Annotated in this window: 18 protein-coding genes and 1 pseudogene; 2 read left to right on the forward strand and 17 right to left on the reverse strand. The window is 42.5% G+C overall.

The features are described from left to right. Window positions 1-423: 423 nt before the first annotated feature. From FZ954_RS06210 to FZ954_RS06240, 7 genes are all read right to left on the reverse strand, one after another. Window positions 424-987: a TMEM175 family protein gene (locus FZ954_RS06210; RefSeq protein ID WP_148877753.1), complete on the reverse strand. Its 564-nt coding sequence runs from the start codon at window positions 985-987 to the stop codon at window positions 424-426. Between the two features lie 159 nt (window positions 988-1146). Then, window positions 1147-1797, reverse strand: a complete 651-nt coding sequence (locus tag FZ954_RS06215; protein WP_148877754.1) for a DsbA family protein — start codon at window positions 1795-1797, stop codon at window positions 1147-1149. A gap of 19 nt (window positions 1798-1816) precedes the next feature. Continuing rightward, window positions 1817-1996, reverse strand: a complete 180-nt coding sequence (locus tag FZ954_RS06220) for a type Z 30S ribosomal protein S14 (protein WP_014677714.1) — start codon at window positions 1994-1996, stop codon at window positions 1817-1819. Beyond that, complete coding sequence (locus FZ954_RS06225) at window positions 1997-2266, reverse strand: hypothetical protein (protein WP_148877755.1); 270 nt, start codon at window positions 2264-2266, stop codon at window positions 1997-1999. After that, window positions 2263-3183, reverse strand: a complete 921-nt coding sequence (trxB, locus tag FZ954_RS06230) for a thioredoxin-disulfide reductase (RefSeq protein WP_148877756.1) — start codon at window positions 3181-3183, stop codon at window positions 2263-2265. Before trxB ends, FZ954_RS06225 begins: the two co-directional genes overlap by 4 nt. An 8-nt stretch (window positions 3184-3191) precedes the next feature. Further along, window positions 3192-3506 carry a thioredoxin gene (trxA, locus tag FZ954_RS06235; RefSeq protein WP_148877757.1) on the reverse strand — a complete coding sequence of 105 codons (315 nt, stop codon included), beginning with the start codon at window positions 3504-3506 and terminating at the stop codon, window positions 3192-3194. Window positions 3507-3812: 306 nt separating this feature from the next. Beyond that, entirely contained in the window at window positions 3813-4481 is a 669-nt protein-coding gene (locus FZ954_RS06240; RefSeq protein WP_021143446.1) for a metalloregulator ArsR/SmtB family transcription factor, read from the reverse strand. A gap of 413 nt (window positions 4482-4894) precedes the next feature. Between FZ954_RS06240 and FZ954_RS06245 the strand changes: the two are divergent. Beyond that, window positions 4895-5197, forward strand: a pseudogene (locus FZ954_RS06245) (tyrosine-type recombinase/integrase); the annotation flags it as partial. Between the two features lie 94 nt (window positions 5198-5291). Here FZ954_RS06245 and rpsI read toward each other — a convergent pair. From rpsI to truA, 10 genes are all read right to left on the reverse strand, one after another. Then, window positions 5292-5684, reverse strand: coding sequence for a 30S ribosomal protein S9 (gene rpsI, locus FZ954_RS06250; RefSeq protein WP_002902303.1), 393 nt, complete (start codon window positions 5682-5684; stop codon window positions 5292-5294). Between the two features lie 18 nt (window positions 5685-5702). After that, a complete protein-coding gene (gene rplM, locus FZ954_RS06255; protein WP_003026230.1) occupies window positions 5703-6149 on the reverse strand; it encodes a 50S ribosomal protein L13 in 447 nt (148 codons plus the stop codon). Between the two features lie 183 nt (window positions 6150-6332). After that, window positions 6333-7196 (reverse strand): DegV family protein, encoded by an 864-nt coding sequence (locus tag FZ954_RS06260; RefSeq protein WP_148877759.1) that lies wholly within the window; start codon window positions 7194-7196, stop codon window positions 6333-6335. 142 nt (window positions 7197-7338) lie between these two features. Beyond that, the gene (locus tag FZ954_RS06265) at window positions 7339-7983 is read right to left on the reverse strand and encodes a hypothetical protein (RefSeq protein WP_148877760.1); all 645 of its coding nucleotides are present in this window, start codon (window positions 7981-7983) and stop codon (window positions 7339-7341) included. Further along, entirely contained in the window at window positions 7983-8714 is a 732-nt protein-coding gene (rlmB, locus tag FZ954_RS06270) for a 23S rRNA (guanosine(2251)-2'-O)-methyltransferase RlmB (protein ID WP_148877761.1), read from the reverse strand. The genes FZ954_RS06265 and rlmB overlap by 1 nt, the downstream gene beginning before the upstream one ends. A 456-nt stretch (window positions 8715-9170) precedes the next feature. Beyond that, entirely contained in the window at window positions 9171-10454 is a 1284-nt protein-coding gene (gene tig / locus FZ954_RS06275) for a trigger factor (RefSeq protein WP_125371121.1), read from the reverse strand. Between the two features lie 427 nt (window positions 10455-10881). After that, a complete protein-coding gene (locus FZ954_RS06285; RefSeq protein WP_148877762.1) occupies window positions 10882-11445 on the reverse strand; it encodes a TIGR01440 family protein in 564 nt (187 codons plus the stop codon). 12 nt (window positions 11446-11457) lie between these two features. Beyond that, window positions 11458-11940 (reverse strand): ECF transporter S component, encoded by a 483-nt coding sequence (locus tag FZ954_RS06290; RefSeq protein WP_045500643.1) that lies wholly within the window; start codon window positions 11938-11940, stop codon window positions 11458-11460. Then, window positions 11930-12691, reverse strand: a complete 762-nt coding sequence (locus FZ954_RS06295) for a bifunctional hydroxymethylpyrimidine kinase/phosphomethylpyrimidine kinase (protein ID WP_148877763.1) — start codon at window positions 12689-12691, stop codon at window positions 11930-11932. Before FZ954_RS06295 ends, FZ954_RS06290 begins: the two co-directional genes overlap by 11 nt. Next, window positions 12681-13430 carry a tRNA pseudouridine(38-40) synthase TruA gene (gene truA / locus FZ954_RS06300; RefSeq protein ID WP_148877764.1) on the reverse strand — a complete coding sequence of 250 codons (750 nt, stop codon included), beginning with the start codon at window positions 13428-13430 and terminating at the stop codon, window positions 12681-12683. The genes FZ954_RS06295 and truA overlap by 11 nt, the downstream gene beginning before the upstream one ends. Window positions 13431-13551: 121 nt before the next feature. Between truA and FZ954_RS06305 the strand changes: the two genes are divergently transcribed. Then, on the forward strand, window positions 13552-14079 hold the full coding sequence (locus tag FZ954_RS06305) for an NUDIX hydrolase (RefSeq protein WP_148877765.1): 528 nt from the start codon (window positions 13552-13554) through the stop codon (window positions 14077-14079). Window positions 14080-14118: the final 39 nt, after the last annotated feature.

Raw genomic sequence — 14118 nt, forward strand, 5'->3', positions numbered from 1 at the left:
GAAGAAATAGGATATTATCAACGAATCTTTTCATTTACCTGATACCATTCAAGGAGATGCCCAATTATAAATCTACAAAGTGTCGATAAAAAAGAACACCCCGAAAGGTGCTCTTTGTAAGTATAGTAATTCTTTCGAAGAACGTTTTGAGTGCAGTGGTTGCCATCCAATCAAACATCGCTTCGCTTGTTTTCTTGGGGCAACTGTGCATAGCATATCTCTATGCGACTAAAGTCGCTAGAGCTATCCTAATTGCGCACCGCCAGTTCTTATAGAAAAACACCTTGCAATATGCAAAGTGTTTTCGTTTGTATTCTGCTGTCCAGCAACGAATTAACGTTTAGAGAACTGGCTAGCTTTACGAGCTTTCTTAAGACCTGGTTTTTATAACCGATGCTATTTAGCCATTATTTTTAGTCTTTTTCAAGATTTGTTGCTTAAAAAACCATAGATAACATTAACAATCATCAGTAGCGGGGCAAGAGAAATGAGATTTGGAAAAAGATAACCAACTAATAATATGATCACTAGCTGCAATCCATATAATAGTGCCCACCGATAAGGTATCATTTTTTCTTCAGCTGATAACGGTCTTTGACTCGTCTTGATCACCATTGCTGTCATGATTATCCAAGCTACATCCCAAAGGGCAAGAACGATGAGGTAAAACAGGAGAAAGGCAAAATTAGCGGAATGCTGTCCAATCCCTCGAGTCGCTAAGGGAACAAAACTAGCTGCTAAAAGCCAAAAACTATTGGCTCCAAATAAACGAAAGCTGACATGATCTACTAATTTGTAGAGTTCATGATAATATAGCCAGACTACCATGATTTGCAAAAAACTAGTAATGTAGATAAAAAGCATGGGTAGCATGCTTCTAAGTCCTACTACGGTCAATTCCTCAGGTAACTGTAACTCCAAGGCCATAATTGTGACAATAATGGCCAATATAGCATCTGACAAGGCTTCTACCCTTTGTTTTTCCATTCTGCCCTCCTAATGACTGCTTTTTTGCTTTTTTCTAATGGCTGAGAGTGAGTTTCTAACGGCTGTGTTGAGGGCTCTATGCTGCAGCCATCAATCCCACAAACTAAACCTGTCTCTTCTGAATTGCTGTCTAGTAGTTGAAAAGGGGTATCTATCATTTTATTGTGCTCCTTCCTCTGCTTGAATTTGTTTTAATACCGCTAACATGTATTCATAAGGCTGAGCACCTGAAATGCCATACTTATTGTTCAGAACAAAGAAAGGTGCACCTTGAACGCCTGATTGATGGGCTTCTAAGATATCACGTTTGACCTCGTCAGCAAACGCATCGCCAGCAAGAACCTGCGCTGCCTCTTCTTGTGGTAGAGCGAACTCACTGATAACAGCTAGTAACACAGAATGATCCGCAATATTGGCATGTTCTTCAAAGTAAAGATAGTACAAGGCCATAATGAAATTTTGATGATCTTTTTTATCTAAATACTTCTGCGACCATTTAATAAGACGGTGAGCTGAAAAGGTGTTGGTTGGGATAATCCCCGCCATATCAATACGAAGCCCTTCTTCATTTCCCATGCTTTCCATGTGCGCAAACTGAGCTTTAGCTTGCTCAGTGGTCATACCGTGACTGGCAGCAAACTCTGGGAGCATGGTTTCACTTGTTTCTAAAGGCGCATTGGGATTTAGCTGGTAAGCTTTCATTGTCAAATCTTCCGGGTTTAAACCAACAGCTGCCATAGCACGCTTCATCCGACTAGCACCAATGTAACAAAATGGACAGGCAATATCTGACCAGTAACTAATTTCCATATTTCTTCCTTTCTTTCCACTACCAAGAAGCTTTTTTCAACCCAGGAATGACACCTTGGTAAACTTGCTGGCGTAAACAAATCCGACAAAGTTTAAACTTGCGGTAAACCGAATGCGGGCGGCCGCATGCCAAACAGCGTGAGTATTCTTGAACCGGATAGGCCTTCTTTTTCCTTTGTATCAAAGCTTTTCTTGCCATTTAAACCTCTTTCTTATCAACCAATTGACCCTTTTTAAAGACTAATAAACTCGTCAGGGTAGGCTGAATGCCAAATAAAGAAATAAGACGGGGCACTTGAAAAATATCTGCTTGGTAAAGCACCAAATGCTCTCGTTCAGCCGTGTCTATGAGTTCTTTTTGCCAAAGAGACGATAGACTGCATTGATTTCCTGAAACAAGAAGAGCTAGATTTTGATGTTCGGCTAACAGTTCTTCTAATTCGATACTAGATGTGACTGATTTCATCATAGGTTATCAATATAGGCCAATGTATCTAGGGCAGCAATGGCACCGCTACCTGCTGCAGTAATGGCTTGTTGGTATTTTGGATCTTGCACATCACCAGCTGCAAAAATACCTGCAACAGAGGTCTTTGCTGTTCCTGCCTGTGTTTGAATATAGCCTTTATCATCCAATGCTAATTTTCCATCAAGAAAATCGGTGTTTGGCTGATGACCAATGGCCACAAAGAGACCGTCAGCCTGAATGTGCTCAATATCACCTGTTTCATTATTACGAACATCCAAACCAGTCATTCCCATCAGATTAGATGTAACTTTGATAGGCGTGTAATTTAACATCCAATGAATTTTATCATTTGCCTGAGCCCGTTTGGCCATAATATCAGATGCGCGTAACTCATTGCGGCGGTGGACAACGGTCACTTTCGATGCAAAGCGTGTCAAATAGAGGGCTTCTTCCATAGCGACATCACCCCCGCCAACTACAAGGACTTCACGCTCTTTATAGAAGAAAGCATCACAGGTCGCACAAGCGCTGACACCTTTTCCGACGGCCTCTTCTTCGCCTTCAATACCTAGGTATTTAGCGCTAGAGCCTGTTGCGATAATAACGGCCTTGATATCAATGATTTCACCATTATCCAGATGTACCTCGAAAGGAGACTTTTCGCCTTCAATTTTTTGAACAAATCCAAAGGTCATTTCGGTGCCAAACTGTTCTGCTTGGCGGCGCATTGTTTGGACTAATTTATTGCCATCAATCCCGTTTTCAAAACCTGGATAATTTTCTACAAGGGTTGTGGTGGTTAATTGACCCCCCTCAGAATAGCCTGTGATCAATCGATTTTTCAAACCAGCTCGACTTAAATAAATGCCAGCTGTGTAACCTGCAGGTCCTGAGCCTACAATAATTGCATCATACATAAATCACCTCATGATAACTGTGCTTGGATTTTTTCCATCAATGTTTGTTTAGGATGAACACCAACAAGAGCATCAACGGGTTTGCCATCTTTAAAAATCACCATTGTTGGGATAGAACGAATGCCAAAGAGATTGGCCAGATCTTGTGATTGGTCCACATCCACCTGAGCAACCGTTACTTTTCCGTCAAAGTCCTGTGAAAGTTCTTCCACTACCGGCTCCATCATCCGACAAGGTGGGCACCACTGCGCCCCAAAATCGATAAAACTTACCCCATTTTGGATAGATTTCGCAAATGTTTCGGTTGTTAGTTGTGTCGTCATAAAAAACTCCTATCTAAAATAAATCGCTTCTATTCAATCATATAATTGAATAGCATAAGAATAAAAGAATGAATTTCAAAAAGGTTAACTTAGCCCTTCTGAAAATCCAATTTGTATCACTTAGTTTCTTTGAGATACTAAATAAGAAGTATTTCAAAGATGTAATTCAATAAAATTGTTGAATAGGTTGAGTAAAAAAGAAATTCAACTTTTTTATTGAATAATTGAATTATAGCACACTAAATCTATTTTGCAATGATTTTGCTCACGAGTCTCCGGTTATAAGAAAAGACTAAGGAATACACCTTAGTCAAGTTCTGAACGAGAGGATGTACCCCACTTCCAATCAGCAAAACTGCGATTGAGACTATAGATACTGTAGCCTAAACTCTGTAAATCCTGTGCTGCTAGGTTAGCATAGCCACATTGGCGCCCGCGACAATAAACAATGATGGTCTTCTCTTTGGGAAGCTGAGCTTTTTTTTGATCAAACTCATCGATTGGTAAATTAAGAGCTTTTGGCAAGTGCCCTGCCTCATACTCCTCAACAGGCCTTAAATCAAGTAGGAGAGCATCTGTCTTAGCTGCTAATTCAATTGCATTAGCGAGCTCAATCTGAGGAACACCAGCTGCCTCATCATAGTCTGACTCAATCGCTCTGACTTCTGCTAACTGTTCTTCACCGACGGCAAATAACAGAAGGACTAACTGGACAACCTTTTCAGAAGCCAAGCTATAACGGATAAAATTACCATTTCGACTCGTCACCACCAAGTGACTTTCTTTTAAAACCTGAAGGTGGCGCGAAGTATTGGCAACAGAGAGACCCGTCGCATGCGCAATTCCCTCAACTGTCTTTGGCCCCTGTGATAATATATTTAAAATATCAAGACGCTTCTCACTTCCTAGCCCCTTTGTTAAGCGAGATAGCTCTTGGTAAATATTTTGTTTGTAATCAATCATTGTCTCTTGCATCAAATCAACTCCTTATCTATTCAATTCAATAGTATAATTCTTAAAAACAGTTGTCAACTATTCCATTCGAAAGATGTTGATACTCATTTGTGGCAAAAAAGCCGGTATTCGCCAAAAAATAAAAAGAATACTTATCCTTAACATTTACTAATATTAATAGGTAAATCATGTAAAAAGAGACCTATCTCTGAAAAAATGGAATTTTTAACGAGCCGTAGTTTCTTTTGTGACATACTATCTATGTGCGACCATAAATTGTATCAAAATAATTTACTTAGAGCTCTCAACTGCCAACAATTTTCTAATGATTAATTTGAACATTCACAAAAATAATCCACAACTACTTCTGTTGTCGCTATTATCTCAAAGCCTAAAACAAGAGACAAGAAGTAAACAGCATGCAAGACATACTACCTGAACAGTTTGTCTTTACTTATATAGACACTAGAGGAAACATCAACAAGCCTTTACATGCTGACTATCTCAATAATAAGATGAAAACTATCAGAAAGCGACACCCAGAGCTTACACACGCTACACCACACAAATTACGTCATACTGGTGCAACACTCGCTAAACAGGCAGGAATGAGCTTAGAAGCCATTTCCGAAGCTCTAATACACAGTGACACAGGAACAACACAGATTTATGTAAATACTTCTAATATAGTTCCTATGACAGTAGATGAATTTGCTTTAAAGTCTCTAAAACAATAAGGTGAAAATAAGGTAAACTTTTCAAAAAAACACGAAAAAAGCACCCATAAGGTAAACTTTTGAGTGCTTTGAAACGTTGATATAATCGGTTCGATTAACGTTTTGAGAATTGTGAAGCTTTACGAGCTTTCTTAAGACCTGGCTTCTTACGTTCTACCATACGAGCATCACGAGTAAGAAGGCCTGCGCGTTTCAATGAATCGCGGAAGTCTGGGTCTACTTGAAGAAGGGCACGAGCAATACCGTGACGGATAGCGCCTGATTGACCAGCGTAGCCACCACCATCAACGTTTACGAAAACGTCGTATTGACCAACAGTTGAAGTAACTGCGAATGGTTGGTTGATAACCAAACGAAGGTCAGCGTGTGGGATGTACTCTTCAACATCTTTTTTGTTTACAGTGATTTTACCAGTTCCTGGAACAAGGCGAACGCGTGCAACAGCGTTTTTACGACGTCCAGTACCTGCATATTGTGCTTGTGACATACTTTATTGTTCCTTTCCTTAGATAAGTCCTGAAATATCAAGAACTTCTGGTTGTTGTGCAGCGTGAGTGTGCTCAGCGCCTACAAATACTTTCAACTTCATACCTTGAGCACGGCCAAGAGTATTGTGTGGAAGCATACCTTTAACTGATTTTTCGATCAAACGAACAGCGTTCTTAGAGCGAAGTTCACCAGCAGTGATAGACTTCAAACCACCTGGGTACATTGAGTGAGTGTAGTAAACTTTATCAGTTGCTTTTTTACCAGTCAATTTAACTTTTTCAGCGTTGATAACGATTACGAAGTCACCTGTATCAGTGTGTGGTGTGAATGTTGGTTTGTTTTTTCCACGAAGTACGCTTGCTACAACTGCAGAAAGGCGTCCAAGAGGTACATCAGTAGCGTCTACTACATACCATTTGCGTTCAACTTCACCTGGCTTAGCCATGTATGTTGTTTTGTTCATGATTTCTCCTATATGAATATCGTTTTTGTTTACAGGGCGGATGTTCCGGTCCGCGGGTTATTTGAAAGGTTCCGGGGCCTTACAAATGGGGTAAACAATACCGCCTACTATCATACCAAATTTTCTAACCAAAAGTCAATATATTTGATGCAATTATTTATAAAATAACGATTTCATTTCTATTTAGTCTGAAAGTTCACTGCTAATGCTAAAGAGTCCTAGAGTACCTGGCCCAGTATGCGTCGAAATAACGGGACCAAGAGGCAGGATAAGGACTTCTGTAACCTGGCCAGAAGCTAAAAGCTGCTCCTTGACAGTTTCAGCAACTTCTTTTTCACCCGCATAGGCGACCACCACCCGCGGATCAGAAATCGTCTCTAAGGTCATCCGAACCACCTCAGCCTGCGCCTTCTTCTTGCCTCGCACCTTAGCGACCGAATCCAGACTTCCATCAGCTGTCACCGCGATGATGGGCTTGATATTGACCAAGCTTCCCATGAGAGCCGCTGCCTTGGAAATACGGCCACCCCGCATAAGGTGGTTGAGGTCATCCACCAAGAAATAGGTCTGAACTCTAGGCACTAGACTCTGAAGCAAGTCTGCCGTCTGCTCTAGGCTTTGACCTGCTGCTCTCGCTTCTACAGCCTTCATGACCAAGAGCCCTTCACCCATCGAAGCCGCCTTGGTATCAAGGATGGTGATGATCGCCTCAGGATAATCCTCTAAAACCATCTCCCGCGCCATGACTGCACTTTGGTAGGTTCCAGACAGGGCTGAAGCAAAAGCCACATAGAGAACCGCTGTGCCCTCCTGAGCATACTGGCGGAAAACATCTTCAAATTGGCCGACATTGATCTGGCTGGTAGTCGGCTTGCTACCAGACTCCATCTTGGCTAAAAGCTGCTCACTGGTCAGCTTATTCGGTCCGACGGTCTCGTGGGTTTGGCCGTCCAGCTGAATGGTCAAGCCCAGAACCTGCACATCATGTTCTTGGGTCCAGCTTTCCGGCAAGTCTGCCGTCGAATCCGTTAAAATTTTAAAGGTCATCTTTTTTCTCCATCATTTTTTAGTTGCCACAGAGAAGGCTTCTCCATGGACATAAGCGGGCTATTCCTGGTGATTTTCCTACCAACATGCCGGGACTAGCTATTAGAAATTTCTTGCTTTTTAGGAAAGCTATTTCGCTCGGTCAGTCTAGAACAGGACTGACACCTTGAAAACCTTTCAAATCAAAAATATATTGGAAATATTCATCTTGTGAAGCTTTTAAAATCAAGTTTGCCTTACCATCAAGTAATTCAATACAGGTCCATTCCCCATCTAAACACTCAACATCATATTTTTTATCTTCTAAAAATAAATTTGTTAATTGTCCTTCTGGATATTTATTTTGAAAAGAAACCATCCCAGAGTTATCATTTCTACAAGCAAGCACAGGAACTTTCACTTTTTGGTTCCCCATATAAAAGGAGCTCATACACCTCTTTTCAGCAAGGCACTCATATTTTCCTTTTACATAATTAACAATCTCTTTATTTAAAATTGTAGAAAGATTGAGAATGCTGATGAAATCCGCCTTATCAATGGATAAGGTTTCGACCTCAATTAGGTATTTCAAAGAGCCATTTACCTGACTTCCTTGACCGTATAAATCCGTGCAATTCAAGGAATATTGGGTCAATAAATCCTCTAAGGGATACTGATCTGCTTCCTCAGTGATTTCAAAGCAAAAGCAATAATTATCTTCTCTTTTATTATGATAGATATCATAAATGATCGGTTCAAACGTTTCTGTTTGATATTTCTCTAACAGATAGCTTCCAAGTACTTGCATTAGCCCACCCGATTTCTAAAGACTTCATACATGAGAATGGCCGCTGCGACGCTGGCATTGAGGCTTTGAACATGACCATTCATAGGAATGGTCAGCATCTCATCCACCTGCTTCTTGATGTTGCTGGAAATGCCCTTGCCTTCGTTGCCAATGATGAGGGCTAGCTTGCCTGCCGTATTCCACTTATGAACAGGCGTCCCCTGCATATCCGTCCCAAAAATCCAGAAGCCAGCTTCCTTGAGCTTGTCCAGGGTCTGGCTGAGATTGGTCACACGGGCAATAGGAATATGCTCGATAGCCCCCGTAGAGGTCTTGGCCACAACGGGTGTCACACCAACTGCTCGATGCTTAGGAATGATCACTCCCGTGACATTGGTAGCGTCAGCCGTGCGCAAGATAGAGCCTAGATTATGCGGGTCTGTCAAGCCATCCAAAATCAATAGCAGAGGATTCTCTTCCTGCTCCGCTTTTTTCAAAACATCCACCAAATCTGCATAGGCAAACTCCGATACCCGCAAGACAAAGCCTTGGTGAACAGCTCCATCCGTCATCTCCTGCAAGGTTTTCTTGGGTGTCCAAGAGATAGAAACCTTCTTTTCTGCCGCCAAATCTTTGATCTTGCTCACGTTTTTGCCACGCAAGTCGTCCTGAATATAAAGTTTATTTCCCGTATTGGCCATCAAGGCCTCGGTCACAGCATGCACGCCGTAAACAATATCATTTTTTTCCATACTAACAGTATATCACAAGCTCCCCCAAAAAATCTGTCTAAAAGCTAAATATCTCTCTATGACAGTCTAGCATTTCTCAGCAATCAGCAAAAAACTGCATTTTGGTATCCTATTTGTTTTTGAAATAATTCCTTATTTGGGACTTAGAAACCAGCTAGACTAGCCAGTTCCGCTAGCCGTTTTCCAAACAGAAAGAAATCCCCCCTCGTCAGACAATTGCTTTTGATGAACAGTTATCTAAAGTATCATTTACCTTAAAATCTAAAGGAAAGTGACCGACCGAGGCCTAAGTTGCCATGAGTCTATAGGAAAAGCGACTAGTCGATATCTAAGTTCCACACATCTCTCTTGAACAGTTCTTATTTTGAAATAAGCTCTCTAACATCAAAAAAAGAGAGAACAAATTGTTCTCTCCTATGCTTGCATTTGTCATCCACTAGGGCTGACTAGAAGCTATTATTTTACTTTAGCAGTGCTTGTGATGACTTCAACTGCTTTTTTAACAGCGATATCATGTTTAAGCATTTCTTCTGAAAGCAATTGGCGAACGCGGTCTGCTTCCATGTTGTAGTCTGTTGCCAATGAAGTGATTTCTGCTTCAACTTCTTCAGCACTAGCTTCAAAGCCTTCTGCTTTCGCAACTGCTTCTACAACAAGGTTCGTCTTAGTGCGTGCTGCAGCATCTGCTTCATATTGTTTGTGAAGGTCTTCTTGAGTTGTACCAGTGATTTGGAAGTACATATCAGGAGAGATACCTTGACGTTGCATGTTGCCGAGGAATTCGTTCACAGCGCGATGAACTTCTTCGTGAATCATTTCTTCTGGAAGGTCAACGATTTCTGCATTTTCTACTGCAAGATCGATCGCTGCTGCTTCAACTGCATCGTTGTAAGCTGCTTCTTTCGCTTCTGCTAATTCTTTACGGTATTTTTCTTTCAATTCAGCAAGAGTTTCAACTTCTTCGTCGATGTCTTTTGCAAGTTCATCATCAAGAGCTGGAACTTCTTTTTCTTTTACTTCATGGATTGTTGTAACGAACTTAGCTTCTTTACCAGCAAGGTCAGCTGCTTGGTAGTCTTCTGGGAAGGTTACAACAACGTCTACTGTTTCACCAGCTGAGTGACCAACCAATTGGTCTTCGAAGCCTGGGATGAATTGACCTGAACCAAGTCCAAGTGAGAAGTTATCGCCTTTTCCGCCGTCAAATTCAACACCGTCAACAGAACCAACAAAGTCGATGACAACTGTATCACCTTCAGCTGCTGCTCCATCTTTCAGAACCAATTCAGCCAAGTTGTTGCGTTCACGCTCAATGCGCTCATCAACTTCAGCATCAGTAACTTCCTTAGAAACGTCTACAGATACTTCAAGGTCTTTGTAAGCACCCAATTTCACTTCAGGTTTTGTCACAACTTCAGCAGTGATCACCCATTCTTGACCTTTTTCCATTGAAGTCACATCAATTTTTGGTTGTGCAACCACTTCAAGACCAGCTTCTTTTACAGCTGCTTCATAAGCTGCTGGAAGCAATGCATTCAAGACATCTTGATAAAGTGACTCTTCACCAAAACGTTGGTTGAAGACTGGGCGAGGAATATGACCCTTACGGAAACCTGGTACAGCGATATTTTTCTTAACTGCATTAAAAGCACGATCCAAAGCAGGTTTGATTTGGTCTTGACCGATAGTAAAAGTCAATACACCACGATTTGTTTCTTTGTTTTCAAATGATACAGACATTCTGTCAGTTCTCCTTCAAATTTTTTGCATACAATCCATTATAACATAAGTAGCAGTTTTTTCAAGCGACACCTTTTATTTTTCGCCTTTTTCCCCTTTCATACGCTGAAATCTTAGCCACTTTTTACTCTTTTTTGACCATTGCCCAGCTCTCAGCAGACACTATTCCCCTATAACTGTAGATTTATTTTCCTCGCCAGCACGAGAATCGACAGGCAAAGTCTACCATTTGGGAAAAGAGAGTGGGACAGAAATCGGTAATTCGTTAGAATTCGATTTCGTCGTCCCACCTCCGCACAGTTGAGTAGGGCTGTAAAAGCTGATGAAATCAGCGTAGTAGAGCCCACTCAACCACTGAGTCTTGCTCGACAATCCAAAGACAATTGAGAGGCTAGGACTTTTGTCCCAGCCTCTTTCTACTATCCTACTAAGATTTTCGAATCCTATCTTCGATATAAGAGGCTCTGGCTCCGCCAATTAACTTGGGACGACTAGCAAGGGCAGTCACGTGAGCCTGACCCAAACTGCGTAGCTGAGGGCGAATCGGAACCTGAACATGCTTGACATGCATTCCGATTGACGTGTCTCCTACATCCAAGCCAGCATGGGCTGTGATAAACTCAACCTCCACAGGATCTTTCATATAGTCAAAAGCCGCTAGCTGGCCACTCCCGCCTGCATGTAGACTAGGCAGGACATTGACAATTTCTAGATCTTTCTTTTCTGCCAATTCTCGTTCCACGACTAGGGCACGATTGAGGTGCTCACAACCTTGAACGGCCAAGTAAATCCCCCGAGCTTGCAGGATATCTAACAAGGTCTTGACAATGACCTGACCGACTTCCCTGCTGGAATGCTGGCCAATGTGTCCCCCCATGACTTCACTAGAAGATAGACCTAGGACAAAAATATTTCCCTTGACCAAACCCGCCTTGTCCAAGACATCTGTAGCGATCTGTCTGGTCTCCCTTTCAAGCTTCTCTAAATCCATCTCTTACCTCACTTACTCTGGCTGAACGGCTCTTTTCAAAACAAGGGGAAAGGCTCTATAAAGAGCATAGCCGACCACCAAACCAAAAATATTTTGCATGACATTGCCCCAAATCGCTGCGATAGCTGCACCCGGTCCACTCAAGATGCTACCAAAGAGAGCATAGCCGCCGACCATGGCAAGGCCGGCCAAGAGCAAGCCGATATAACGCTGCTTGCCAGTGAAGCCAGCAAAGTAGCCTTGAAGACCATGACAGATGAGGCTGAAGACCATCCACTGTGGATAGCCCGCCACCAAGTCAATCAAGAGACCGGACAAGCCACCAACCAAGGCTCCTTCCTTACGACCAAAATAAAATGCGGTAAAGTAAATCCCTGCATCTAGCAAGGTTAGAAAACCAGTTGGCGTAGGGATTTTGAAAAAATTCCCCAAAACAATGGATAGGGCTGTAATGACAGCCAGCAAAGCGATTTTTCTTGTCTGATTATTTTTCATATTGAATAACTCCATATTGATCTGAGCGCTGAATGGCGCGGTAAACAAAATCTTTTGAATAGTTGACGGCTTCAAGAGGGGATTGGCCTGCCAAAAGCTGACTAGCTATGCTAGAAGCGAAAGTACAGCCGGCTCCTGTATTATTATTTGGTAAAACAGGGCTTTCCAACAACACAAAGTCTTTGCCATCGTAAAATAAATCAAAGGCCTGATCTTGGCTGAAACGATTTCCTCCCTTGATCACGACATTTTGAGCTCCCAGTCCATGGAGAGTCACAGCCGCAGCCTTGAGATCATCCAAAGTCTTGATCTCCGACTGGGTCAAGATCTCTGCTTCTGGTAGATTGGGCGTGATAATGGTCGTATAAGGGAAAAATTTGATCAATTCATCTCGGAGGGCCGAAACTTCTACATCATGGGTTTCCTTGCAGACTAAGACAGGGTCTAGCACGACTGGTATGCCCGTTTGCTTTTTGATGAAGTCCAGAGCCTGATCTGCAATGGCAACCGTTGGTAACAAGCCCAACTTGATGGCCGAAAACGACACATCTTTGAGCGAGGAGAGTTGCTGTGCAAAGACCTGCTCGTCGGTCGGAAGAACTTCAAATCCCTTGTCCGTCATAGCGGTCAAGCAAGTCACCGCTACAAAACCATGCAGACCATGGACCGTATAAGTAGCCAGATCCGCATGAAGACCGCCACCACTAAAAATATCATTGCCAGAGAGGGCTAAAATCAACTTATTCTTCATAAATAATCTCCTTTAGATAAAGACCATTAGGCGCTGCGGTTGGCCCAGCTAGTTGCCGATCCTTTTCTTCTAAAATCCGTTCGATTTGGTTGACTGGCATCCGCTTATTTCCAATCTTGAGCAGGGTTCCCACCATGTTGCGGATTTGCTTATAGAGAAAGCCATTGCCCGAAAAAGTAAAGACTAGAAAATTACGTTGCTCATCAAAAGTCAGACTAGCCTTTGTAATCGTGCGAACCTTATTTTCCACACTGGTACCCGAGGCTGTAAAGCCTGTAAAATCATGCGTTCCCTCCAAGGCTTTAATGGCCTGCTCCATCAGAGGAATCTCCAAAGGATAGGGATAGTGGGTCGCATAGTGGCGCATCATTGGATTTTTTGGCCGACCAATATCCACCAGAAACTCATAGGTCTTGCTGTGCGGCTTGTAACGGGCATGAAAATCCTCCGTCACTTCCTCCACAGAAATGACATCTATATCTTCTGGCGTCTGGGTATCCAAGGCAAACCGCAGCTTTTCTTCATCTCTAGCCGACGGGAGGTCAAAGTGAATGACCTGCCCAAGCGCATGAACACCGCTATCAGTCCGACCAGCTCCGTGGATGACAATGGGCTGGCCTTTGTTGATACGAGTTAAGGTTTTTTCAATTTCTTCCTGAACGCTCCGAGCATGAGGCTGGCGCTGAAAGCCAGCAAAGTCATGTCCGTCGTAGGAAATAAGGGCTTTATAACGAGTCATGCCCTTATTTTAACAGGAAAAAAAGCCTGTCGCAAGAGAGAAAGAATACAACTGTCTGGGTACAGAAAGCATTGACAGAAAGAGCGAAATCAAGTAAACTAAAAAACGCAAGGAGGATACTATGGCAAAGGATATTTCTTATAGGCAAGGACAGGAGCGCTTTCGCTATCGGGCTGCTGCACTCATCATTGAGGAGGAATCCCTCTGTGTCATGTCTTCTCCTAGCGAGGACTATTTCTATTCAGTGGGAGGAGCGGTCAGATTTGGAGAGACCTCCGAAGAAGCTGTCCAGCGAGAAGTTTTCGAAGAAACAGGACAAACGTATGAGATTGAAAAGCTGGCTTTTGTTCATGAAAATTTATTTTCAAACTCAACCGGCGTCCTCAAGGGACTAGACTGTCATGAGATTTGCTTCTATTACCTAATGAAACCACGCGGCAAGCAATTTGATTACCAACATAACCAAGAACAAGTCTATTGGATTCCCCTGACAGACTTGGAAAACTACAAAATTTTTCCAAAGGAAATTACACACATCCTCAAGCACCTCCAGACAGGCATCCAGCATATCATCAGCAAAAAAGAGAGTGGGACAGAAATCGGTAATTCGTTAGAATTCGATTTCGTCGTCCCACCTCCGCACAGTTGAGTAGGGCTGTAAAAGCTGATGAAATCAGCGTAGTAGAGC

This window comes from Streptococcus sp. Marseille-P7375, from assembly GCF_902460365.1.
Classification (GTDB): Bacteria; Bacillota; Bacilli; order Lactobacillales; family Streptococcaceae; genus Streptococcus; species Streptococcus cristatus_I.